Below are 25,462 nucleotides of genomic sequence, written 5' to 3' on the forward strand. Positions count from 1 at the left end.
GCCGGATCTTAGACGGTCAGGTCCGGCGCAAGTTCTGTTTATAGACGACATGCCTATCTTAATTGATTGTGGAGAAGGAACAACCAATCAGTTGCTGAAAGCAGGAATTCTGCCGGAAAAGGTTAACTATTTGTGGGTGACACATTTGCATTCCGACCATTTATTCGGCTATAGCCAATTCTTGATTGGCGGGCAGGGAAATGGCAGACATGAGTTAACGGTGGTGGGCCCTGTCGGAACGAAAAAATATCACGAGAGAGTGCTAGAAATGTATGAGGAAGATATTCACTACCGCTTGTCGCTTGGACGTACTCCCAAAGGCTTGATGGATGTGAATATCATTGAAATTGCGGAGCCAGGACAAGTGGAGAGTGGTTTGCCAATAAAGGTGACTGCGGAACGGATGATTCATAATGTACCTACTTTTGGCTACCGATTCGAAGAATGTGAAAAGTCCATTGTAATTTCTGGTGATACTGCTCCAACTGATAAACTCATACCATTCGCTCGCGAGGCGGATATCCTCGTTCTAGATGCTGCGTTGACGACTACGTCTGTTTATACAAAGGGAGAAAACAAGGAATTTGAAAAGGTATTTGTCAATTTACAAAAAGAACATTGTACTCCAGCCCAATGTGGTGAAATAGCTGAGAAAGCAGGCGTGAAAACGTTAGTGTTAACGCACTTTCTTCCAGAAGCTGATGTAGAGGAAGCTTGTCGGGAAGCATCGGAGAGATTCTCAGGCAAGGTAATCGCAGGAGAAGACCTCCAATATATCGAAATAGTCGAATAAAGGGACGCTTACATAAAAGGCTTAAGGCAACAAAAAGACTGTCGAGAAAAATTTCCCGACAGTCTTTTTTCATGTTTTTAAGACGATTTATCGGTTGCTTCTATAGTATTCCGATGAAAGGTACGATACTTATTTGCTGTAAATAGCATTCGATATCAATCTGAACAGATAATCTGTGTGATCCCGGAATCCTGCTTCTAAACCAATAAGAGTAACATCTTTATGATTATCTTTAACAATGACCGGTTGTCCTTCTGCTCCTGTCCGATTTTTCCAGTGACCAGCGACAAAGAAGTCATCAGAGTTTTTATAGGTGGCTGCAACAGTATAATCTGCTGTATTTGTATACCATGCTGGACGATAAACAAATCCGTAATCAGTTGAACGATATCCAGTAGTTAGGGGGGACGGCTGGTAATCTACCATAACGATGCCGTTACTGTCTGATCCACCTGTATTCACTCCTACACTGGCTAAGCCAAGTGTTTTGGTAGCTATGGATGCTCCTGCTCCAACAGCAATATATTTGCCGCCGTTGTTCACGAATGCTTGTACTTTTTCTTTAAACTGCGCTGCTTGGGCACTCGATTCCAATCCAAACTCTTTGTTTGCCCCCGTTAAAACAGAAATCAGGCTTTGTGACCCGCTATAGACAAATACATCGGTATCGCCAAGTCCGTTTATCGCCACGTCCTGTGGTGTTTTCTCCGATACGTTAAAGCCCAGTCGTTCCAAAGCTAATTTCGTTCCTGCATGAGATTGGCCTTTGCTAATACCCCCATCCCGTAAAATAGTTACCTTTAGATTAGTTAATAAAGTCGAATCTTCCGGAACTTTCGCAGTCTCTACTTTTAATCCAGATTCTTTTACGAGCTTTTTCAGAGCAGGGGCAGTGCCGCTGTCAATATGGAAATGACCGCTTGAAGAGCGTTTTACAGTAAAACCGTTTTGTATTAGTGAGTTTGCGAGCTGCACCGCTTTAACGGAGGAATTAGGAACAACGTAAGGGCCTTTGCCAATCAACTCGCCGTCATTGTCAACGTGTTTAACTTCACTTGTATGGACGCTGAAATGGCTCTTGGCAGGCACTTCGACCGCTTCAAATCCCCACAATTCAGGAAGACTCCATGCAGATATATCATACATAGATGGAATGTCAGAAGAGATATCCTCTCCGTCCCAAAGCATGGTGTTTGCCAGTCCTGCTTTTGCTTGATCCATTTCAACAAGGTAGGTTCCTTTCGGATAGGTCTTTCCATTAAAAGAAAATTCCTTCTGCGCCTCGCTTACTACTATATCGTTGGCCATTAAATGCTCAACCGCTTTTTTCGTTGCTGTTGGATCTTGTTGATCCACCGGAAGGATATAGGCTTTCGGGAAGAAGCCTTCTTTATGAAAAGGGTGGTCGAAGTTGATTCCACGCTTGAACATTTCCATTTGATCTTTTACCATATCTACTTTGTTTTCGCTGGAATATTTCAGCGCACCCATCACGGCATCATACATCCATTGGACGCCATCCCAATCATTAGTAGGGGTTTCCAAAGTATATCCGTAGGCTCCATGATACATGGCATACATTGGGGTAAAGATCGGCGGGTAATCATCCCATCCATCTGAACTGTCTCTAAATGGAATTTCCACGCTTGTCATTTTATGATAATCAACACGGGAAACTGCTGTGTTTGTATTTTTATATGTATCTTTGTTGGCGATAATCTCCGCTTCCATGGCTTCCGCTTGGTTCATAGCCCATTTTGTAAACAAATCATATTGATAGTTCGGGTTATGCGGCGGTGTACAAGGTTCGATCAGCCCTTGTTTTGTTCCTCCGCGCTGTTTGACATATCCGTGGAGATCGAGGAATACCATCGGATTCCACTCTGTAATCAAGTCAACCATCTGTTTTGTTTCAGGCTGGGAACGGGTAATGAAGTCACGGTTCAGGTCGATCCCGTTGCTGTTAAACCGAGTAGCGTTTATGCGGCCATCCGGGTTTGCTGTAACATTGAATACGATAATATGATCTTGTAAAATTTGCTTCGTTACATCATCATGGTCATTGGCAAACCGCTCAATCAGATGGAGAATAGAATCTGTTCCAGTAAATTCTGTTCCATGAATAGACCCATTAATCATGACAGGAATTTTCAAATCAGGATGCTTGTCTACAAAATCTTGTGCTTTAGCCGGATTCTTAAGCATTTGTTTTCTTATGGCCTGGTATTTTCCAAACTTTCCTTTTGCCTGTGGATCAGAAACCGTCACAACGAACATATCATGACCATCTGAGGATATACCACGCTTTTCAATGGTGACACGATTGCTATTTTGGGTTACTTCCTTTAGCTTTGCTTCTAGCTGAGAATATTTCACAAAGTTATAGTTTTCACTATTGAAAAGGCTTTCATTTTGTTCCTGATAAGAAGTTTCATAAACATTTACGTTATGCCATTGAAACGGCGCTTCCGCTAAAACGGCATATGGAGCAGAAAGCATACTCATACTCAAAACCCCAGCAGCTATTTTCTTTTTCACATTTTTCTCCCCTTTTTTCAAAATAGTCCCACTTTTCTCAGTATAAAGCAATTTATTGGCTTTCGTTATCAGACAATGTTCCTGTTCGAGATGCTTTGTTTAGTAGAAAAATCCTAGATAAAAAGCGATGGCTTGTCTGAACATCTTTATTTTCTATACATTTTTTTATAAAAAGGATGAAAGGGGAGAGCTTCTTGCTCATCTGTTTATCGAATACGACTTTAAGGTAAAAACAATGACTATAAATCTGATTTTATTTTAAGTAAAAGTGGAAAAGGAATTAGATAAGTCACCCCTTCGGAAAACATGGCTCGCAGTCAATGTTTATCAATAGAATAGACACGTTTAAGAAAAAAGTGGTTGAGCATAATAGGGATTTGAGGTTAAGAAGCAAAAATGACGGATATACATTGTGTAAATAAATCAGAGAGCAAGGGGAGGCTGTATAAATGACTGTGTAAGCCACTTTAAAAGAAAGAAGGAATGTTTAGTGAAATCATCCATTATCAAAGATGCTTTCAAGGTTAAGAAAACGCCTTGGCCGCTGCGTAGAGCAATCGGGGCGGCATTAAGTGCTTCTCTCCCTGTATTGCTCGGCATATGGATCGGAAACTTCTCCTACGGCTTACTGGCAGGAATAGGGGGATTTTCTTATTTATATGTATTTAATGAGCCTTATAAACACCGAGCCAAAAAAGTATTTTTCGTCATGCTGGGACTTGCTGCGGCGATGGGGCTTGGTACACTAACAGCGGCTTCTCCTTTTTTATTTGCCATTTTATTAGGATTATCGGCGGGGCTGGTACGTTTATTTTCGGTGCTTTAAAAATCCAAGGTCCAGCATCCATTTTCTTTGTGATTATCTTTGCGATGACCTCCGCGATGGAGATAGATCCAGATGCAGCGTTAGAGAGGACGGCATTGGTTTTCATAGGTGGAAGCATTTCTTGGATTGTAGCCATGATTGGATGGTTCACAGATCCTTATCAACCTGAGAAGAAATCCATTTATCGCATTTACTTCGAGCTCTCTCAGCTATTAACCGCCATTGGAACACCAAACTTTAATAAACAAAAGGAAAGTACATTATTTTCTTTAAAAGATGCCGAGTCGACATTAGCATCCGGTTACGTTTCCTGGCGCAGTTCAGATTCGTTTAAACATCTATATGTGTTAAAAGAAATAGCGCATAGTATTTGGGGAGATATTTTAGAAATAGAGGCGGAGGGAATTAAGGAGGGTTCTTCTGAATTACTTCGTTTTTTGGGACAGGTGACACAATCACTTGAAAAAAAGAATCTGGTAGAGAGCCTTTCTCCACTTCAGGCCGAAAATCTAAGTCCACTAGAAAAACAGTTACTCGCCAAAATAGAAGAGGCAAACGCTGTTATGCACGAGACTATTTTGAATGCAGACCAGGACATTCACTTATTCAAACAGCCGATTCAAAAACAGTTTGCAGATGCATTCGACAAAAACTCTGTCGTATTTTTATCGTCACTTCGATATGCCATTGTTTTAGGGGGAGCCGCGCTGATTGCCTTTTCTTTTGAATTCGAACGCTCCTACTGGATTCCTGTTTCATGCGGGTCCGTTATGCTCGGTTCTACCATCATTAGTACATTTCATCGCTCGATTCAACGTTCAATCGGCACGTTGATTGGCCTTGTTGTCGCGGTTCTTATTCTTTCTATTGGGCCAGCCCCGGTTGTGGTTGCATTGCTTATAGGAATGTTTCACTTTTTAACAGAAACATTTATGGTGCGAAACTACGCATTGGCTGTTATGTTCATTACTCCTAATGCCATTTTAATTGCTGAAAGCACAACAAGAATTCAGGACTTTTCTTACTTCGCTGCTGCTCGTATCACAGATGTTCTTATTGGCTGTATCATTGGAATAGTGGGCGTTTTACTAGTTGGCCGGCAATCTGCCTCAAGCCGGCTTCCGCATTTAATGTCCAAAACAATTCGCAGTCAATCACAGCTGTTTTTTAAGATTTTTTCTGATAATGTTCCTGAACAAGCACACAAGGATCGTCGCATTCAGAATAAAATGAGAACAAACTTAAACAATCTGCGAACGGTTTACGGAACAGCGTTAGGTGAAATTCCTAGTAATATTGCCGTCTTAAGCCTTTTATCACCCGCTATATTCTCGATGGAGCAGCTTGGCTACTTTTTAGAGAACGCTGCACGAAATGGAGTCAAAACAGCATTACCTGAAAAAGAAACTGCCCAATTTTTATACATTTTCGAGACTCTCGCACAGTCAATCGAACAACAACAATTACTTGAGACTTTTAACATTCCTGCTATTCTAAAGCATGCTAGAATTCAGCAAGAAATCGACACACTTCAGGACACAATTATCCTTATTTTAAATCAGCAGCAAAATAGTGAAACAGATGATGAAAAGGGAGTATAAAGGGGATAAGCAGGAGTCAATAAGAAAACATTCTCCACTTTAAACAGTGAAAAAGTGGAGAATGAAACGTGTACTTTTTGGTATGTTCTATGTTTTAAAAACCCTCATCACTATCAGATTCTACAAATTCTTTAAGAGCGAATAGCTTTTCATCCCAGTAGCTTTCAAAAAAAGCGAGCCACTGCTTTATTTCTAATAGAGGTTCTGGCTGGAGCTTGTACCGAGTTTCCCGTCCAACCTTCTTGCTGCTAACAAGACCAGCAGTCAGCAGAACATGTAAATGCTTGTTAACAGCAGTACGGGTTATAGGGAAACAGTCTGCTATAGAAGCAATCGACATTTCCTCGTTGGCAAGTAAGGTAAGCAGCCTCCGGCGAGTAGGGTCAGCAATTGCTTGAAATATGTCACGTTTTAGCGCTTGCTTAGCCAATTTAAGCCTCTACATAGTTAACGAGACGCTTATTGACGATTCCTTCCCATCCGCTATCCATAATTCCGCGAATGACTGAATGGGGTTGTCCAAATTCAGTAACTTTAGATTCATCCCAGCCAGAATGAACTAAAGTGAACTCTGTCTTGGCATCTTCTAATTTTTTTAGCTCAAATGAAAGGTGCCAATCTTTCCCCCAGTTAAAGCCTACTCGGTAGGGAGGATCGATTTCTGTTATTTTGCAAGGCGAATCTCCAAATTGACCTGCATGAAGAATAAAGTCCTGTCCAACGATAGGTTCAAAGGTATTTGCCATCCACCATGCGGCTATACCCTCTGATGTGGCGACAGCTTGCCATACTTTTTCAATTGGTGCATTTAGAATAACGGTTTTGCGGATTTCTTTCATTCCTATACCTCCTCGATTATATAACACCTAAAAGTGTCACAATAAATTTATTATGACACTTTTAGGTGTTATTTTCAATCATAATTGAGAAATAAGGTTTTGGGGAATGCTAGCCTCAATAAGATAGGTGGTTGCGGCTATTTAGTTTTTCACTTATTACTCATGATGATCAATTTGTGATTCAGCAATTTCTTTTATTCCTTCCTTTTAAGAAGGACATCTATACTAGTCCATCTAGTTAGGTGAATGTAACTAACTATTTGACCAGTTCCTGTCCCTTTCGACAATCTTTGTCAAATGATTTTCATTTTTATAGAAATAAGGTCATGACACCTGTAAATTTTTTGTGTTTTTTGTAAACTCATTCGAGTTTACTCCACTTATAAAATCATGAATAATCGATTGAAAGTACAGCTGTTTAAAACTAGGAGGGATTAGATGAGGAAGAAAAAAATGATGTCTGCCTTACTAGCGGCGGGATTAGTATTAAGTGTCCAAGGAGCCTATGCACAAGGACCAGCCGCTGCACCAAATGTACATGCATCCTCGGCTTTTGATAACAAGATTATCAAAAAAATTAACGCCGACAACATGTATAATACGATTGCCTTGTTATCGGAACAGCCTCGGGCAGCAGGGACCGATGGAGAGCTAAAAGGGGCAACATACATAAAGGGCAAATTTGAGGAATATGGCTACGAAACGGAACTGCAGCCGTTTAAATTCTATGAAGCAGTTAGAAATAATGTGAGCGGAACATTAGAAATCGGCGGGCAGGATTTAAAGCCTTATGTTGTTTCGGGCTCGTATAGCGATGACGTTACAGCTGAAATAATTCATGTCGGCAAAGCACTTAATGGCACGGTTCCTGATGCAGTGAAAGGGAAAATTGCCTTGATAGAGCGCGGGGATCTCACTTTCGTTGAAAAAATTCAAAACGTTTTCGATAAAGGGGCGGTTGGAGTCATTTTTTATAACAATAGTGGTACCTCTAATGCATTCGGACAAGCGGCTTATGGCCAAAACATCCCTGTCGTTTCGATCACTAGAGCGCAAGGACTGGCATTAGCGGAACAATTAGAAGCTGGTCCAAAAACGGCCCACCTTAAAGTAACCGGTTCAAGCTTGGCAGAAAAAACTTCTTATAATGTCATTGCTAAAATGAAGCCGCACAAAAACAAGGATACAGGCCAAGTTGTGATGATTGGTGCTCACCATGATTCTGTTCCAGGCGGTCCTGGTGCGAATGATGATGCCTCGGGAGTATCGGCCGTACTTGAGCTGGCTAGGGTGATGGCCAATATGCCAATTGATACAGAGCTGCGGTTCGTTACGTTTGGTTCGGAGGAAAAAGGGTTATTGGGCTCCTATCATTACGCAGGAACCTTGAGTGACAAAGAGGCAGATCGAATTGTGGCTCATTTCCAAATGGATATGATCGGCAGTAAAGATGCAGGCGGCAACAATAAAGCCAATGGATTGATCATGTATACGATTGATGGAAAGAAAAACTTAGTGACCGATCTGGCTTCAGCTGCAGGGTCAAGAACAGCGTTAGGCGAAGCGGTTCCGTACGGCCAATTAGGAAGAAGTGATCATGAGCCATTCCATAATCTTGGAATTCCGGCAGCCTTATTCATCCACTCGCCGCTTGAGCCGTGGTACCATACACCAGCAGATACAATTGATAAAATTGATAAGAATAAGTTGCAAGAAACAGCTGAAATTGTTGGAGCATCCGTCTATCAAATTGCTCGGCCTGATACGCCAGCTTTAGAGCATTCCCGAGTTGCTCCTCAGCCAGTCGATTACGACTTTGAAAATCGCCCACCTGGTGCATAAGAAATAGGGAAAACCCTTCTTCCACTGAAGTTTCATTCAGTATAGGAAGAAGGGTTTTTATTAATGCCCCTTTTTATAAAAATGAAAGGGTTAAAGAACGAAAAGTGTAAGCCGATATTATAAATAAGGCTACAGCGCTAACCTAAAAAAGATTGTGATTTTCCCTATGATGGTGAATTTGTTTAAATGCCAACTTACTTTTAAACAGCCGAAACAAGATTGATTCTCAAGCGCTAGGAAAACACATGCTTCTAGAGGAGGTGTTGAAAATATACAAATTAGCCAAGCATCCGCCATCTCCCTAATTCTTTTTTCTTATTAAAGAATTACATACTATTCTCGTGCTTTTTATTTTATCGCCAAGACCTTAAAAATTAAGCTAGCTAACTGGTTAAATAAGGTTTACGTATTGTTATTTTTAAAAACATGTAAAGCAGCTTTTTTGGTATTAGGCTAAAAGGAGTTTTTTATGTGGGAAAGAGACTAATCGTGCTTTCTATATTGTTATGGATTGGAAGTTTTACTTTTTTTTCGAGTGTAGAAGCGGCCGCAGCTAATAAAATTCATACAGTTTCTTCAAAGGATACGATACAATCCATTGCATCGAAATATAAGATTCCTGTTCAACAGTTGATGAAGGCTAATGGCTTGCCGAATACTAAATTGTATACAGGACAAAAGCTACAAATACTAAATAAGCCTTATACCTCCTCGCAATATCAATGGCAGGAGAGAGGAAAGCAGATTGCAAACTATGCCAAAACATTTGTTGGTTTTAAAAAAACCATAGGAGAAGAGTCGCCTAACAAGGGGTTTGACTCAAGTGGGCTTCTTTATTGGGTGCTCTCTCAAGAACGTCTTCCGATAGATCGGTTGACTATAGATGGATTTTACAACCTGGGAATGGATACGAATGCGCCTAAACCCGGAGATCTTCTATTTTTTGTGAAAAAAGACAAGTCAGGTAAAGTCAAAGAGATCATAACCGGCGGAATTTATCTTGGAAACAATCAATTTGTTCATTCAGGTATAGGAGCTTCGACTGTCCAAATTAAAACAAGAAATGACAAGCGTTTTGCCCAGTATAGTGTTGTGTATAAAACCTATACCCCTAAAGGGGAGCATGTCGTTCAGAAGGGGGAAACACTCCAAAGTGTATCAGCTAAATACCGCATATCAATGGCTGCTTTAAAAAAGCAGAATGGTTTACCTTCTAATAGTGTTTTGCCTGGCCAGTACCTCCAGGTATACAGTAATCCGCTATTTCCTTTTTACTTAAATGCCGATCCTTCATACGATAAAGCTTTCAATATAATTAAGTACGCCTATACTTTGCGTGGGTTTTCATATGTGTGGGGAGAAGAGAACCCTGCTGAAGGAATGGATTGCAGCGGATTTATTTATTGGGTAATGAAGCAGCAGGGTTTTTCTGTTAAGCGGGACACCGCTGCTGGATACTCCGAGCTGTTATCGGAAATTAAGGAGCCAAAGGTAGGGGACCTCGTATTCTTTACTGAAACAGGAGGACGAGTAGGTATTACACATGTTGGTATTTATATGGGGAATGACCGCTTTATTCACACAACCACCAAAGCGGGCGTCCATATTTCCTTGCTTTCCTCTGAATATTTTGCAGAGAAATTTCATAGCTATGGAGATGCCAAAGCACTTTTTCATTAAAAGAATAAAAGGACTTCCAGATTTTTGGGAAGTCCTTTTTAGTGGTTACTCCAGCTCTTCTTGCTTATATTTTAAGGCAGCTTTTTCTAAAGCTTCTACAAATGCATCATATCGTTCTGTTTGTTGTTTTCTATTATTCATTGAGAAATCATGATCTTTGAAAAAACTCTTTCTTAACTTTGTAGACAATTCTAATTGAACACCTTGTCCTAGCTCACTTCGGTTTACAATGTTATTTTTATTTGTTCCTTTGAGATGCTTAGGAGCTTCTTCTATTTGAAACCCTTCTTTTTTTAAATATTTCTTCACCATTTTTTTATAAGCTTCATTTCTGCCGCCAATGTACACGTTTTCTCTTCTTGTATCATGATATCCGTGTAGAGATAAAATAGTTTTTGCTTTTTGAGCCATGCGAATCGCGGTTGGTTCGTCATATAAGGTAGAGGTAATATGAAGCTTTCGATTGTTCTTCGGTTTCAGTGCCTCGAATATATATGTGCTGGCGTTCAGTTTTTCTCCAAGATCGGCGGCTATTTCGCCGGTGCCAATTTCTATATTTCCTCCATGTATCGCCATGATAGTTATTTCAGGTTTGCGGTGAGAGGCTGTAATCCGGTAATCTATATTTTCCCGTTCATATTTCTGTAATTCTGTGAAGCTCCTATATTCCTTTGGCTTTTCCCTCAAAGTAATCCCAACACCAATCAAAAGTAAGAGTATGCAGGTACCAATAAGTATTTTCCGTATCATTTAGAAACTCCTTGCCACCAGTCGATTCCTAAAACAGCACTATAACATAAAAAGTAGGGAAATACCCTACTTTTTATCTTTGTACGTTTGTATGCTGTTCAATTTTCTGTTGTTCATCACGCGTTAATGTATCAGTGCGTTTAAACACGTTCATTGTTGTCAACAGTGCGCCTACAATTACGATAGGCAAAATCCATTTAATTATTTTTTTTGCTGCATTCATTTCCTTATCTCCTTATTCTTGTTGTTCTGCTTTCCAGCTGCCATTTCGCCTCGGGTCTCCCGCTCCAGATATCGTGTTGTTTTCTTCATTTTTAAGAAGGACTTGTACTCCTCCGTAATACATAGGGGACACTTTATGAACAATTTCGAATCCATCCTTCTCTAATGCCTTCGTTGTTTCCTTAGAAAATAAGAACTCTGTATAAATACTGTTATGTTTGAAGGCAAACCGGCCACGATCTATAATAGTTTGAAACGTATTTTCTTCCGTTGTATAGGAGTAAAGGACCTGCATTAATATTTGGGGAATTCTGTTACCGCCAGGTGAGCCAATTCCGATTGTCTCTTCTCCTTGTTTTTTCAATACCGTTGGAGCTGTAAAAGTTCTTGATCGTTTAAAGGGTTCTCGGGCGTTTATTCCGCTTTCGCCAAAGTTTTTTAACTGGTCATTGAGAAAGAAACCATTTGTATAGTTTCCAGAACCGAAAAAGTTACTGAGTGTGTTTGTTGTGGAGACGACTGTACCCTCCTTATCGATGACGACAAAGTGAGTAGTACTTTCGTGTTCTTCGAGATTATCCCTTTCGTTTCTCAGGCGGCCACTTCGGATATCGTTTTTCAATTTAGTTATATGGTCACTTTCTATCAAGCGTTCAGCTTTTTCAGCATCCACATCGTCTGCAATATGTTCAGAGCGCTCTTCATAAGCTGATTCTATAATAGCTGACATCTCCTTCAAGTATTTTGCTTCACTCGGAGATTGACTGAGGTTTGTTTCCTCGGCTAATTTCAGCATTTGCAGCAACGTAACTCCGGAAAAAGGGGGAGGGGCCGTATATACATCGTATCCTGCAAATGTACCTTGAACAGGACGGTGTTCTTTCACCTGATATTTTTTCAAATCCTTTAGGGAAATATTAGTGATTTCTTTTATATCCTGGGCGATCTCACCTTTATAAAATCCATCCGGTCCCTCTTTTTGAATGATTTTTAATGTTTTGGCAAGGTCCTTTTGGATAAGGGTTTGACCTGGTTTGATTGCTTTGCCGTTAGGATAGAACAAGCTAGTCTCACTTGAATACACTCTTGATTTTGCGTTTGCTAAACGTGCGTTTAACCCATCATCTACTCTAAATCCATTTTCTGCGTAGTCAATTGCTGGCTGCAATAAAGTTTTCATTGTTAAACTCCCATATTGATCGTGCGCATATTGCATGCCAGCCACTAAGCCTGGGATACCCGAGTAAGATTCACCTTCTGTAGTTGATGGAGCTGTTTCGCGGTAATCGATAAAATGGGGCTCTCCGGATACAGGTGCTATCAGCATACCGCCGCCTCCGCCGAGCCCTGAGCCAAATGGCTCGACTACTCCTAATACATAAGATATCGCAATGGCTGCATCAACAGCATTTCCACCATTTTCTAGTACACGCATCCCTGCATCTATGGCAATGGGATTTGAAGAACTTACGCCATAGGGCTCATTTGTTTTCTTATCCCTTGATTTAGTAGAGTCAGGAAGGGGAGAGGTACTAGCACATCCCGCTAGATTGATTAATAAACAAATTAGAACAATCAGCTTCCCAAGAGTATGAAAGTTCAATTCGTTACCCCCTCATTGTTTTCTTCCCCGTCTATTGATTTGCTTTTACTTGCGGTTCGTTTCTTTTTCTTTCCGACTTTTCATGTGGTCTATTACATGCTTGTGATTCACAATAAGTTCTAAATTATTTTCTTTTTTAGACCAAAGTACGTTTCCTGCTGTTTCTTTTGTTAATTGCCGATAAACCCGTTTCTTATCTAAATAATTAGTGGCCGGCCTTGGGGCTGCTTCTTCGATTTGCATTGGTATCACATCAATTGATGCTTTTCCATTATCGGCTAGATTGTATTGGACCATGGCCGTATCTTTTGTACGCGTCCACCCTTGATCGAATACGAAGTTTCCTAAGCTATAGAAAATAACGCCTTGTTTATAAACATCAAAGGATTGCAGGACGTGAGGGTGATGTCCTATAATGATATCCGCTCCTGCATCTACCATCGCTTTTGCTAGAGCTTTTTGACGCGGACTTGCCTCCGTATCGTACTCTTGTCCCCAGTGGACATTCACTACAACCAAATCTGCGTTTCCTTGTTTAGAATCTTTTGCTTTTACAATCATTTCAAAAAGCACATCCGGGTTTGTGCTTAATAAACCATTTTGTTCGCTTGTGGCAATAGAGCCTGAGGTGAAGGTATCCGTAAATCCTAAGGTCGCAACCCGAACACCGTTTACATCCTGGTAATTGATTTGGTCCTTAGCATCTTTGCGGTTCCTTCCAGCTCCCACGTAATCTATATTTGAACTTTCGAATACATCAAGTGTGTCTTGCAGACCCTTTTCCTGATAGTCCATTAAGTGGTTATTTGCCAGATTCAAAACAGTAAACCCTGCGTTTTTAACGGTCTTTGCAACATCCGGATTCGTGTGCAAATGAATACTTTTATCAGCTTCTGAGTACTTTGATACGTTCTCTTTTAAAATAGGATGTTCAAAATTGCCGCTTACATAGTCTGAGTTATCAAAATAAGGCCTCACATATCGGAATAAATAATCCGATCCTTGCCTTTTTATCACTTCTTCAACATGTCGGCCCATCATCACATCGCCTACCATTGTCATGGTAAGGAGCTGGTCTTCACGAGGACTCACGCTTTTAACTTCTTCTGTTCGCCCCATCCAGGTTGTAGTGGCCAACGATACAATTAAAAGGGGGGCTGCGATCACAGCATACTTGAAATTTTTAGTCTTTGTTCGCTTAATAAAACTGAGTAATTTTTCTTGGAAATTTAAAGTTCGTTTCATAGTATGCACCTCAGAACAAGTAGTACACGTTCATGAAACCGAATGTTAAACCGGATAACAGAAGCGTACTGCCAATGGTTAATGGCATTCCTTGTTTTTGAATCGTGTTCGCTATCAGCCCTGGTACGATAATGCCGATACCGCGAAATTCAAAGATTTCAAACGGCATAACAGGATAGAAGTAATCAAATAACAGCTTCAGGCACATCCCTGTAATCAGCATAGCTGCAAATTTTCTTCTGCCATATAAAATAACCCATCTTGCTACTCCGTGAGTGACAATGAGGTATGTTAAAATGCTGATTAAAAATACTACTAACATAAATGTTGGCTGATTAAAAACCAGCGCTAAATATCCTGGTACAACAAGTCCTGCTGGCAAGACTCCTGTTTTTTCCGTGAAAATAAGGCTTAGCGTAACTCCCAGCACCAGTGCCACATATAAATCTGATCCAAACATTAATGTTCCTCCTACTTAGCTTGCTTTTTGCACTGTTTTTATTTCCATAATGGCGTCAATTAATGGTTCCGCTGCACCATGAATATTTCCTACACCGTACAGGATGCGGTTTTTTAAGTATGGGCTAAGACGATCCATGATCTCATCTGTTGATTGTTCTTCTAAATTCCAATACTCTTTTGTGTCTAAGAGGCCTTGTTCGAAAGCTTCTGTAATTGGTGTGGTTGTCTCTCCAATTGCAATGACTACTTCAGCTTTTATGTAAGGAAGCACGTCTCTAGCGAATTGTTCAGTGCGGTCTACACGATCTGAACGGCAGTTCATAATGACAATAGGAGCTTCCGTGCTATAACCTAATGTGCTTACACGTTCCCAGATTCTTAAGGTGGATGAGGCATCATTAGCGGCAAACCCATTTACAAAAAATGATGGCTGTACTTTGTCCCCAAATTTCGTAATACGCATTGCTCCTGGATCAGGATGAGCATTTAACATGCCGCGAAACGCCGTTTCTTGATCAATACCAAGCGCTTCCGCAACCGCTAAAGCGAGAGATGCATTATCAGGGAAGACCATATAGTCAAATTGCCGTAAAAACTCTTCGGAAATCTTCGAATTATCAGCTAAAATCACTTTTGTGTTACGTTCCTCGGCGACTTTCCTAAAAAAATCCAAATATTCACTTTCAATCGTGATTAAATAACCGTTATAGGGAATTGTTGCTGTAAAGGCCTCTGCAACCTGGTCCAAGGTAGGTCCCATTACATCCATATGATCTTCCAATACGTTAACGATAACGCCTATGTTTGCTTGAAGCATTTTATTTTGAAAGGTTAATTGATAGTCAGGCTGAACAGCCATGCATTCACACACAAGTGCCTCTGCGCCCAAATCAGCTACTTCTTTTACTACACGGCGTTGTTCCCCAATATTAGGGCCTTCCAGTCTACGCTTTATCGGTTTTTCGTCATTTGTAAACCAATAAATCATTCTTGCTGATGTACCAGTCGTTTTACCTACTGTTTTATAATTAGCTTCTTGAACGACCCCTGTGATAAGCCGGGTTACAGTAGATTTACCTCGGATTCCATTAACATTTATACGAACTGGAATGGAATCAAGCCGCTTCTGATGCCGGCGTTGTTCCCATATGCCGTAGCCCAGTAAAAACAGGACACATACAGTTATAAGAGCCATTTCTTCTTTATCCTCACTTATTTGTAATTTTTCATCGATATTAATAAAAGACTACAACAGTTCAATTTCTTAAATCAATGGGAATTATTGTGGAATATTTTATTTTTTGGGTTTAACTGCAAAAAAATCATTTTATCAGTCAATAAAAGAAGTAAATCAATATGTTTTTCCAGGTTTATCATTATAAATTTGAAGAAAATTATTACTTGATTAGATCATGCTTTTTATTTGTTAAGCAGAAATATAATTATATCAAAATAATAAATAAGAGGTTTTAACAATAGAATAGTCACTTTTTTCTTCGGAATTAAATGATTTATAAACTAACCACTTCCCTCATTTACATTTTTTAGCTGACCATGATAAACTTCTTCAACTGCTGTACAATTAAAGATAAAGAAGAATAAAGGCGGAGGATACTGTAGAAAATGCGAAAAGTGACACTTCAAACAAAGATTTTAGGATTGGTATTATCCTTAAGCCTTTTTTTAATTTTTATGTTAACCGCTTACTTTACTTATATGGAAGGGAAGCAGATTGAGGAAGATAGAGGACGCTTGGCTTTGGAATTATCAAAAACGATCGCGTCGATGCCAACGATTATTGACGCTTTTAAGTCGGACGATCCGCCTAGCGTGATTCAACCGATCGTTGAAAAGATCCGCCGAGAAACAGGGGCTGAATTTATCGTAGTGGGAAATGAACAAGGAATTCGTTATTCCCATCCGCTCGTATCAGAAATAGGAAAGCCGATGATTGGCGGCGACAACGAACGAGCTATTCAAAAGGGGGAATCTTACGTATCCGAAGCACGCGGCTCCCTCGGACTATCTATGCGGGGAAAGTCACCGATATTTAATCAGAATGGAGATATTATTGGCATTGTTTCCGTTGGATTTTTAGTAGAAAAGGTTCAGAAACAAATTTTCAAAGATCTATCGAAAGAAGTGGTTGTATCACTCATCGCCCTTGTTATATCTGTCGTTGGCAGTTATTTGCTTGCCAGAAGCATACGCAAGGATACGTTAGGGCTGGAACCTTATGAAATTGCTCGCTTATATAAAGAGAAAAATGCCGTGCTTCACTCAGTGAAGGAGGGAATTCTAGCAGTTGATCGGGATGGAGTGATCAGATCAATGAATCAGCCGGCAAAAAAATTACTTAATATTAAAGAGTCTGTTCGCGACTTGAAGGTGGATGACCTATTTCCTTCTGTTTATTTGTACGAGGTGCTAGATTCCGGAAAACCCCAAATAGATAAAGAAATGCAGTGGGGGCATAAGAAAATTATTATGAATTGCACACCAATTCTTGATGGCAACAGAGTAAGCGGCGCAGTCGTCTCGTTTCGGGATAAAACTGAAATTGAGCAAATGGTTAATACGCTGTCAGAGGTAAAAATGTATTCTGAGGATTTAAGGGCCCAAACTCATGAATTTACGAATAAATTATATGTGCTGTCTGGCTTACTTCAGTTGGGCAAACATGACGAAGCAATAGATATGCTGCAAAGTGAGACAGCTGAACTGCAATCTCTCAATCGAATTGTCTTTGAACAAATTAAGGATACAAAAGTACAAGCTATTTTGCTGGGAAAGCTAGGCAAAGCATCTGAAAAAAAAGTAACCTTCGAAATAGATTCAGAAAGCTACTTAGAAAATTTGCCGAGCCATATAAAGCTGTCTGAACTCACTTTAATTCTAGGCAATATTATCGATAATGCCTTTGACGCTGTTTCGGACAGAGAGAAACCACTCGTCAATTTTTTTGCTACTGATATTGGAGAGGACATTATCTTTGAAGTGAGTGACAATGGAAAGGGAATAAAACCAGAACATTTGTCGCTCATTTTTGAAAGAGGCTTTACTTCGAAAGAAGAAGAAATCCCAAGCGGTTATGGGCTTTCAAATACAGATTATGCTGTAAAAGAGCTAGGGGGTCTGATTGAGGTGCACAGTGAGGAAGGAAATACGATCTTTACAGTATATCTGCCTAAAAGACAGGGGGAAGAGAAGAATGACTAAAATAAGAGCGGTCATTGCAGAGGATGATTTTCGCGTAGCAGATATTCATGAAAAGTTCCTGAATAAATTTGATGAAATAGAGGTGGTGGGAAAAGCGTTAAATGCAAAGGAAACTCTTAAGCTGCTGAGTGAGCAGCAGCCGGATCTTCTTCTTCTTGATGTCTATATGCCAGATCAGCTTGGCTCCGATTTGCTTCCGCTCATCCGTGAAAACCATAGACAAGTAGATATCTTGATGATTACCGCAGCAACCGACAAAGATATCCTTGAAAAGGCCCTTCATTATGGTGTGGAATATTTTTTAATTAAACCGGTGAAGATGGAGCGCTTTGATCAAATCATTGAAGAGTATCTCAATAAGTCTCAGCTTTTACGTTCTACACAGGAAGTCGATCAAGAAGTGGTAGATCTGATCTTTAATAAAGTTTCCCATCGTCCAGCCACAGTAATTCGGGGGGATTCACTACCAAAAGGGGTAGATGAAATTACGTTGTCAAAGGTAAGAGAGGTTCTTTCCATAAGTAAGAAAGGGTTATCAGCCGAACAAGCAGCTGAACAAATTGGAGCCTCAAGAACAACAGCCAGACGCTATTTGGAGTATTTGGTTTCTATTCAAGAATGCAAAGCTGAAGTGGTCTATGGGGTTGTAGGAAGACCAGAGCGAAAATATTATAAAGTTTGATGGTACCGGTCATCTATACATAACGTTTTTTTCTTCAGGATAAAGTAGTTTAACAACAAGATAAGATGAATAGTTTTCATACCGCCTATGTTTTAAATTTAAGATATAATATAAAAGTTCTTTTATATTATATAGATAGGGGATGTAGGTGTGAAACAAGCATTAATTATTATTGATATGCAAGAAATCTTTTTTTTAGAAGAGAAAAATTACTTATATCAACACAAGACCTTGTTGAAAAATGTAAATAAGCTGATTAATTGGGCAAGGACAAAAGAAATTCCTATTATTTTTATTCAGCATACAGACTTGGATTCATCCGGTGATATGGCAAAAGGCAAATGTGCTTGGGAATTACATAAAGGGCTGCACCGAAAAAGTGATGATATTGTTATTGAAAAAATCACATGGGATGCCTTCTATCAAACTACCTTAGAAGAAACTCTAAAAAAGCTAGGCATTGAACAACTAATTTTTGCAGGTGCTCAAACCGAGTTTTGTTTAGATACCACAATAAGAAATGCTTATAGTAAAGGCTATCAACAGAATATTTTAGTAGAGGGTACACATAGCACGTTAAATAGCAGTTATTTTAATGCAGAACAGATTATTCAGCATCATGAATCCATATGGCATAATCGTTTTGTACAAATTCAGCCAATGAGTTGTACAAATAGTGAATGTATTGTAGAAATTTAGAACCATTAGCAGTCGGTTTTTTGGCTGAAAATTCTTTTAGACTTTTTCAATAGATCGGAACAGCTTGTATCATTGGAATGATTGTCATATTAGTTCCGAATAAAGAACATTCTTCACAGTCCGAACAGCTTTTAGAGAATAAGAAGTCCCGTTAAGAGGGGCTTTTTTTATTTGCCATCATCGACCGTTAAAAAGATTCGTGAACAAAATGAACAAAACTTTCAAAATAAACTTAAAACACAATAAATTGATAACGCTTACAAATAAAAGGAGACCGCTTACAATGTAATCAATTAGAACAAAGGGGTGGATAATATGCTTGCTGTATTAGGATTTTTAATGATATTTGTATTTATGATTTTAATTATGACTGGTCGTCTATCTGCTATGATTGCTCTTATTGTGGTACCTGTTGTATTCTCACTTCTAGGCGGTTTTGGCAATGAAATAGGGCCTATGGCATTAGAAGGGATTAAAAGTGTGGCTCCAACAGGCATCATGATTTTGTTTGCTATTCTCTTCTTCGGTATTTTGATTGATGCCGGAGTGTTTGATCCGATTATCCATACGATTCTCAAGCTAGTAAAAGGGGATCCTGTAAAAATTGCCATTGGTACGGCTGCTTTAGCTCTATTTATTTCCTTAGATGGAGACGGTACGACTACTTACATGATTACGATTTCGGCGATGCTTCCTCTTTATAAAAGAATTGGAATGAAACCGTTGATTTTAGCTGGAATTGCTGTTTCGGCATCAGGCGTCATGAACCTTCTTCCATGGGGAGGACCGACAGCCAGAGTCATGACGGCTTTGAATCTTGAGATGTCAGATGTGTTCACACCCGTTATTCCATCTATGGTTGGCGGTGTTCTGTTTGTTTTATTCATGGCTTACTTACTTGGTAAAAAAGAAAGAAAGCGGATTGGTGTAATTGAACTAGACGTTCGCAGCGTGTCTCCAGAATTGGCGGCTACTGCAGAAGATAGCTATCTTAAGCGTCCAAAACTGATTGTTTTTAACTATGCGTTAACAGTTATTCTTTTAGCTGCTCTCATTACGGAATTGTTACCGACAACTGTATTGTTCATGCTTGGGTTTGCGATTGCTATTACTGTAAACTATCCGAAGATGAGTGATCAGAAAGAGCGGGTGGCCAATTATGCGGATAATGCTCTATCGGTTGTTTCAATGATCTTTGCGGCTGGGATTTTTACCGGGCTTCTTTCCGGAACAGGCATGGTGGATGCGATGGCAAACTCTATGATTCAGCATATTCCAGAGGGAATGGGTTCTCATTTTGCTATTATTACCGCCGTTATTAGTGCACCGTTTACTTTCTTTATGTCCAATGATGCTTTTTATTATGGCGTGTTGCCATTGCTTGCAAAAGCAGGCGCAGCTTACGGAATTGACCCTGCCATGATTGGAAGAGCTTCTCTTTTCGGACTTCCAGTTCACTTGCTAAGCCCGCTCGTTCCATCTACTTATCTTTTGGTTGGGATGGTTGGAGAAGATTTTGGGGCATTGCAGCGTGCTTTCTTAAAGTGGGCATGCGGTTCGACAGCTGTACTGATCATTGTTGCTCTCGTTCTAGGGATCATCCCTTTTTAATCTAATAAACTTCGAGATAAAAGGGTGAAATCAGCCATAATAAGAACAGTTGAGAAAAAGCAGGCGACATTCGCTTGCTTCTTTTCTGTTAGTGAAAATCAGAGAAAGCGAAAAAAGAGCAATAGATTATAAGCTTCATTCAAAAGGTGGACGTAGTTGTGATATTTTTTCAAATTGTGTTACGGGTAATTTTCCCACTATTCCTCATGATCGGTGCGGGAGCCTGCCTTCATCGGTTATTAAAGCTTCATTTAGCTACATTATCTGCTATAACGATCAATTTTTTGCTTCCAGCTGTTTGCTTCGTCAATATTTATCAAAGCAACCTATCCGGAAGGCTGGTTGGCCAAACTCTGTTATTTTTAATGCTTTTTAATGTACTTCTTATCCTGGTCAGCATGCTGTTTGCGAAAGCTAACCGGTTTGATAGCCAATTGTCAGCCACCTTTAAAAACAGTTTTGTCTTGAGCAATTCAGGAAACTATGGCCTTCCGGTAAGCGAGCTTGTATTTGTCGCAAATCCGGCTGGCACAGCTATTCAAGTTATTGTATCTATATTTCAAAATTTGCTTACTTTTACTTACGGCGTTTATAATTCAATTTCTGCTCAAAGCAGCGGAAAGGATCTTATTCAAAAAATGATGAGGCTGCCTGTTATTTACGCTTTGATTTTTGCCATTATCCTGCGCTGGACAGATACGAAAGTTCCTGATTTTATATGGCAGCCAATTGAGAATGCGTCTAAAGCCTTTTCGGCGATTGCACTGATAACCCTTGGGGCACAAGTGGCTTACTTAAAAATTACTCATATTTCTAAACCGGTAGTATGGGCAGCGATCGGCCGGCTGGTGATTTCTCCTTGTATTGCTCTGCTGATTATAGTACTGCTAGGTTTATCGGGAACGGTGGCTCAAGCGCTCTTTATTGCGAGTTCTTTTCCCACTTCACGGAATAGTGCATTGTTAGCCCTTGAACACGATAATTATCCTGACATTGCGTCACAGGCTGTTCTGTTGACGACTATTTTTAGCAGTGTAACTGTAGCTACTGTTATTTATTTATCAAAGATCTTCTTTTAACTTCTTCTTGCTGAAAACCAAGACAATGAGGGAGACCGAACAAAAAAGGTCAAATATAAAAAAACAATTTAAAAAAATCCTGCTTCGTGAGTAGTATGACTACCCAGAAAGCAGGATTTTTTGTTTACTTGTCTTATTATTCAATATTAACTTTTTTCAATTCTGTTTCCGCTAGGCTTGAAACAACTTCTTTTTTATTATAAAAAAAGAAGTAGGAGCCGATTACCAAGATGGTTAGAATCGAAGTAAGGAAGAACTGTAAACGCATGGAGCCGATAAAAGCTTGAGCGACGAAAATAACAAATAATACAGCAATTGTTGCGTAGGTTAAGTAAGGGAAGAGCCACATTTTTACTTTAAGCGCCTCTGGATTTGTCTTTTCTATTTTTCTCCGTGAACGTATATGAGAAACGGCAATAAAGACATACATAATCAGTGTAACGCCACCTGAACTGTTAGCTAAAAAGACGAATAACGTATCCGGAGAAATAAATTTAAATAGAGTAAATACGTATGCAAAGAATAAACTTGCTCCTAGTGCCCAAATTGGAATCCCTCTTTCATTAACTCTAGAGAGGAACTTTGGAGCCGATCCTTTTTTCGAGAGAGAGTACACCATACGGGAACTTGTATAAAGTCCTGAGTTCAAAACGGAAAGAAGAGAGATAAAAATAACAAAGTTCATAACTTGTCCCGCAGCAGGAAGACCTGCCATATCAAATACACTTGCAAAAGGAGTCTTAAGCAATTCCTCGGCGCCTTGTGGAATAACCATGATCAGTACAGCCACCGAACCGACAAAGAAAAGAAGAAGCCGCCAAACTACAGCGTTGATTGCTCTTATGATATTTTTCTCTGGATTTTCGGATTCACCAGCTGCGATCGCTGCGACCTCGCTTCCAGATAGAGAGAATGTAATAAAGATCACTCCAAGAATGACCGGCATAAAGCCATGAGGGAAAAACTTATCAACTGTAGCTAGAGTAGAGAAGCTTTGTACTTCAACACCCGGAACAAGACCAAAGGCGATGGCTACACCTAATCCAAGGAAAATAACGATAGCTGCTACTTTAATAGAAGCCAGCCAGTATTCAAATTCTCCATAGGCTTTAACTGAAAAGATATTGGTGATAGTCATTAAAATAGGAAACACTACACTTGCTACCCAAACTGGTATAGAAGGGATCCAGTTATTCACCATTTCCCCTAATAACGTTGCTTCGATTGTAACGATGATAACCCAGTTGAACCAATACAACCAGCCAATAGTAAATCCAGCCCAAGGACCAATTGCTTGGTGGGCGTATGTGGAAAAAGATCCACTGTCAGGGTTCAAAACAGCCATTTCTCCAAGCATTCGCATAATAAGAACAATTAATAATCCTGCAACAATGTAGGACAAGAGGGCACCAGGCCCTGCTGATGTAATCATTGTGCCACTTCCTACAAACAGGCCTGCGCCAATTACCCCGCCAATCGAAATCATCGTAACATGTCTTGTTTTAAGACCGTGCTTTAAATTATTATTTTGTACTCCCAAATATACCACCCGCTCTGTAAGTTTTCTTATAGCTGACTAATTTTTTAAAAATCTCGATAGCTCTCAACATATTAAAATGCTGCTAAGCGTTAAGTGGAAATAATTCTTTCCTTTCACATTGCCGCTGATTAAACCGAACATTAATAATAAACAAAATATTTTTTTGTTATGAATGTAAGAAAGAGAATTCTATTTTCCACCGTGTCATGTCATTATTAGAATCATCCTGATTTCCTTTCATCGACTCCTTTTCATAACGGCTGGTTCTATATTCATTCGAATACGATGCCGCAGGTGTACTTTTCATGTTGGTTTGTTTCTCCACTAGAAAAAGAACTTATAAATTCAAGAAAAACAGTCATCTGCTCACCTTGAATTTAAGCGTTTTCAAATCATCTAAAAACAATTTTCTTTTAGATAAACATTTATAAGCAAGAAGCATGCCAAAGTATATTCGCCTGAAATTCGGCACGTAAATGCTAAAAATGCAAAAAAATGATTCTTTTTTGAATCGAAAACTCGAATTTTTGATTCATTTCTTGATTATTGATACATTTTTGAATTATATTTTAATTACAAGTAAAAAGAATGTAAATACTAGTCGAAAAAGTGAGAAAAGAGGAAGGCCTCATGTCTATGGCAGACGTCATCTTAGAGAAAATTATCAAAACGTCTAACAATAATATTACTATCACGGATGGAAAGGGAATTATTTTATACACAAATAGTGATCATTGGTCTGTATATGATGCAGAACCAAAGGACTATGTGGGAGAATCTATTTTTGAACTTCAAGAACAAGGAGTGCTCACGCCGTCTATCACAGCAGTTGTACTAAATGAAAAACAGCCTATCCAAATTATGCAGCGTACTAAGAGGGGGAAGATTATTATGTCAACGGCTTACCCCATTTTTAATGATGATGGAGAGATCATCAGAGTAATCAGTTATGCTATTGACCAAACCGAAATTAGTAACCTTCAAGATCAATATGAACAATTAGAGAGAAAATTAAAAGGTTATCAGACAGAGGTAGAGGTCTTAAGGGGGAAAGAAGAGACTCATTATCGCAGTAAGGAAATGCAACAAACCGCAAAAACACTGCAGCGGGTAGCTAACACAGATGCTACCGTTTTAATGACAGGGGAATCGGGTGTTGGAAAAAGTATGCTGGCCCGGAAGCTTCATACTCAAGGACACCGACGAAAAGAGCCATTTATTGAGGTGAATTGCAGTACGATTCCGATCAACTTGTTTGAATCAGAAATGTTTGGTTATGAGTCTGGGTCTTTTACCGGGGCTCAAAGAAAAGGAAAACAAGGGTTAATTGAACAAGCTCATAACGGAACATTGTTTTTAGATGAAATTGGAGAATTGCCTTTAGCGATGCAGGCAAAACTATTAAAAGTCCTCCAGGAAAAAAAGTTTATGCGAGTGGGTGGCAATGAAGAGCGTTATGTTGATTTTAGGTTAGTAGCGGCCACTAATAAAGATTTAGAAGACATGGTTGAAAAAGGTGAATTTCGTCTTGACTTGTATTATCGGTTAAACGTTATCCCTATTCATATCCCGCCGTTGCGGGATCGAAAAGAAGATATTTCTTTATTGATCAATCATTATGTTGAGCTGATCAACAGGAAATACAAAACTGCCAAAAAACTGCATTCCTCTACGTACGAACTCTTGCTTAAATATAGATGGCCCGGCAATGTACGTGAACTAGAGAATTTAATCGAACGATTGATTTTAACATCGGAAGACACCATCCTTCGTCCCAACTCTCTTCCTGTTTCGATTGTAGGCCAGGAAAACGCCAACATGGATGAAGTCTCATTGATTGAACAAATAGCAGTGGAAGATCACAATTTAAAAAGAGTCGTAGAACGAGTAGAAAAATTGATGATTTCTAAGGCTCAAAAACAATGCAAATCAACTTATGAAATGGCTGAATATTTAGGGATTAGCCAACCCTCCGTTATTCGCAAACTGCAAAAATATAAGGAACAGTTATAGGGAGAATCCATTGGGACAAAAAAGACAAAGTTTGGTTTGTTAAAGAGATTGTCTGTGATCGCTTAGCACCTTTATCTAAAATAGCAGATTGAAACCACCTATCTATATTTAAATTATTTACAAAGATTAATTAGGCATGGATTAAACGATCCATGCCTTTGCTTATTCCGAAGTCTGGCAAGCTGCATTAAACTTTTTATTATAGTGTTAGGAGAATA

21 protein-coding genes (1 of these 21 cut by a window edge) are annotated in these 25,462 nt (G+C 39.5%); 11 read left to right on the plus strand and 10 right to left on the minus strand.

Annotated elements, in window-relative coordinates; all coding sequences use genetic code 11:
• Nucleotides 1-793: the 3' portion of an MBL fold metallo-hydrolase gene (locus AC623_RS09330; protein ID WP_049662181.1), read on the plus strand. The gene continues 44 nt to the left of window position 1, outside the view; 793 of the gene's 837 nt are visible here — the last part of the coding sequence; its start codon lies off the left edge, out of view; the stop codon is at nucleotides 791-793.
• Nucleotides 794-922: 129 nt separating this feature from the next.
• On the opposite strand, the gene AC623_RS09335 is transcribed toward AC623_RS09330, so the two are convergent.
• The gene (locus AC623_RS09335) at nucleotides 923-3,331 is read right to left on the minus strand and encodes a M14 family zinc carboxypeptidase (protein ID WP_231603434.1); all 2,409 of its coding nucleotides are present in this window, start codon (nucleotides 3,329-3,331) and stop codon (nucleotides 923-925) included.
• 490 nt (nucleotides 3,332-3,821) lie between these two features.
• Between AC623_RS09335 and AC623_RS21920 the strand changes: the two genes are divergently transcribed.
• Nucleotides 3,822-4,157 carry a hypothetical protein gene (locus AC623_RS21920; RefSeq protein WP_231603437.1) on the plus strand — a complete coding sequence of 112 codons (336 nt, stop codon included), beginning with the start codon at nucleotides 3,822-3,824 and terminating at the stop codon, nucleotides 4,155-4,157.
• 95 nt (nucleotides 4,158-4,252) lie between these two features.
• Nucleotides 4,253-5,758, plus strand: coding sequence for an FUSC family protein (locus AC623_RS09340; RefSeq protein ID WP_231603439.1), 1,506 nt, complete (start codon nucleotides 4,253-4,255; stop codon nucleotides 5,756-5,758).
• A gap of 94 nt (nucleotides 5,759-5,852) precedes the next feature.
• On the opposite strand, the gene AC623_RS09345 is transcribed toward AC623_RS09340, so the two are convergent.
• Nucleotides 5,853-6,188 (minus strand): ArsR/SmtB family transcription factor, encoded by a 336-nt coding sequence (locus AC623_RS09345; protein WP_049662182.1) that lies wholly within the window; start codon nucleotides 6,186-6,188, stop codon nucleotides 5,853-5,855.
• A 1-nt stretch (nucleotide 6,189) separates the two neighbouring features.
• Nucleotides 6,190-6,597: an SRPBCC family protein gene (locus AC623_RS09350; protein ID WP_049662183.1), complete on the minus strand. Its 408-nt coding sequence runs from the start codon at nucleotides 6,595-6,597 to the stop codon at nucleotides 6,190-6,192.
• Between the two features lie 438 nt (nucleotides 6,598-7,035).
• Here AC623_RS09350 and AC623_RS22100 point away from each other — a divergent pair, with 438 nt between their 5' ends.
• Nucleotides 7,036-8,439: a M28 family peptidase gene (locus tag AC623_RS22100; protein WP_049662184.1), complete on the plus strand. Its 1,404-nt coding sequence runs from the start codon at nucleotides 7,036-7,038 to the stop codon at nucleotides 8,437-8,439.
• A 471-nt stretch (nucleotides 8,440-8,910) separates the two neighbouring features.
• Nucleotides 8,911-10,119, plus strand: coding sequence for a C40 family peptidase (locus AC623_RS09360; protein ID WP_049662185.1), 1,209 nt, complete (start codon nucleotides 8,911-8,913; stop codon nucleotides 10,117-10,119).
• A gap of 45 nt (nucleotides 10,120-10,164) precedes the next feature.
• Here the strand turns inward: AC623_RS09360 and AC623_RS09365 are convergent, their stop codons facing one another.
• From AC623_RS09365 to pgsB, 6 genes are all read right to left on the minus strand, one after another.
• Nucleotides 10,165-10,869: a poly-gamma-glutamate hydrolase family protein gene (locus tag AC623_RS09365; protein WP_082174377.1), complete on the minus strand. Its 705-nt coding sequence runs from the start codon at nucleotides 10,867-10,869 to the stop codon at nucleotides 10,165-10,167.
• Between the two features lie 73 nt (nucleotides 10,870-10,942).
• A complete protein-coding gene (locus AC623_RS21740; protein ID WP_176713691.1) occupies nucleotides 10,943-11,092 on the minus strand; it encodes a CapE family protein in 150 nt (49 codons plus the stop codon).
• Between the two features lie 12 nt (nucleotides 11,093-11,104).
• Nucleotides 11,105-12,694 (minus strand): gamma-glutamyltransferase family protein, encoded by a 1,590-nt coding sequence (locus tag AC623_RS09370; RefSeq protein WP_082174378.1) that lies wholly within the window; start codon nucleotides 12,692-12,694, stop codon nucleotides 11,105-11,107.
• A gap of 45 nt (nucleotides 12,695-12,739) precedes the next feature.
• Nucleotides 12,740-13,939, minus strand: coding sequence for a CapA family protein (locus tag AC623_RS09375; RefSeq protein ID WP_049662186.1), 1,200 nt, complete (start codon nucleotides 13,937-13,939; stop codon nucleotides 12,740-12,742).
• Nucleotides 13,940-13,949: 10 nt separating this feature from the next.
• On the minus strand, nucleotides 13,950-14,399 hold the full coding sequence (pgsC, locus tag AC623_RS09380) for a poly-gamma-glutamate biosynthesis protein PgsC (RefSeq protein WP_049662187.1): 450 nt from the start codon (nucleotides 14,397-14,399) through the stop codon (nucleotides 13,950-13,952).
• Between the two features lie 15 nt (nucleotides 14,400-14,414).
• Nucleotides 14,415-15,596, minus strand: a complete 1,182-nt coding sequence (pgsB, locus tag AC623_RS09385) for a poly-gamma-glutamate synthase PgsB (protein WP_049662188.1) — start codon at nucleotides 15,594-15,596, stop codon at nucleotides 14,415-14,417.
• Between the two features lie 428 nt (nucleotides 15,597-16,024).
• Here pgsB and AC623_RS09390 point away from each other — a divergent pair, with 428 nt between their 5' ends.
• From AC623_RS09390 to AC623_RS09410, 5 genes are all read left to right on the plus strand, one after another.
• Nucleotides 16,025-17,620, plus strand: coding sequence for an ATP-binding protein (locus AC623_RS09390; protein WP_049662189.1), 1,596 nt, complete (start codon nucleotides 16,025-16,027; stop codon nucleotides 17,618-17,620).
• Nucleotides 17,613-18,302: a response regulator gene (locus AC623_RS09395; protein ID WP_049662190.1), complete on the plus strand. Its 690-nt coding sequence runs from the start codon at nucleotides 17,613-17,615 to the stop codon at nucleotides 18,300-18,302. The genes AC623_RS09390 and AC623_RS09395 overlap by 8 nt, the downstream gene beginning before the upstream one ends.
• Before the next feature lie 150 nt (nucleotides 18,303-18,452).
• Nucleotides 18,453-19,001, plus strand: a complete 549-nt coding sequence (locus AC623_RS09400; RefSeq protein WP_049662191.1) for an isochorismatase family protein — start codon at nucleotides 18,453-18,455, stop codon at nucleotides 18,999-19,001.
• 315 nt (nucleotides 19,002-19,316) lie between these two features.
• Nucleotides 19,317-20,612, plus strand: coding sequence for a CitMHS family transporter (locus AC623_RS09405; protein WP_049662192.1), 1,296 nt, complete (start codon nucleotides 19,317-19,319; stop codon nucleotides 20,610-20,612).
• 158 nt (nucleotides 20,613-20,770) lie between these two features.
• Nucleotides 20,771-21,691: an AEC family transporter gene (locus AC623_RS09410; RefSeq protein WP_231603440.1), complete on the plus strand. Its 921-nt coding sequence runs from the start codon at nucleotides 20,771-20,773 to the stop codon at nucleotides 21,689-21,691.
• A gap of 136 nt (nucleotides 21,692-21,827) precedes the next feature.
• Here the strand turns inward: AC623_RS09410 and AC623_RS09415 are convergent, their stop codons facing one another.
• Nucleotides 21,828-23,231 carry an amino acid permease gene (locus AC623_RS09415; RefSeq protein WP_442853532.1) on the minus strand — a complete coding sequence of 468 codons (1,404 nt, stop codon included), beginning with the start codon at nucleotides 23,229-23,231 and terminating at the stop codon, nucleotides 21,828-21,830.
• Nucleotides 23,232-23,861: 630 nt separating this feature from the next.
• Between AC623_RS09415 and AC623_RS09420 the strand changes: the two genes are divergently transcribed.
• The gene (locus AC623_RS09420) at nucleotides 23,862-25,244 is read left to right on the plus strand and encodes a sigma-54 interaction domain-containing protein (RefSeq protein ID WP_049662193.1); all 1,383 of its coding nucleotides are present in this window, start codon (nucleotides 23,862-23,864) and stop codon (nucleotides 25,242-25,244) included.
• Nucleotides 25,245-25,462 lie beyond the last annotated feature (218 nt).

Origin of the sequence: Bacillus sp. FJAT-27231, from assembly GCF_001183975.1 — a bacterium.
Classification (GTDB): domain Bacteria; phylum Bacillota; class Bacilli; order Bacillales; family Domibacillaceae; genus Pseudobacillus; species Pseudobacillus wudalianchiensis.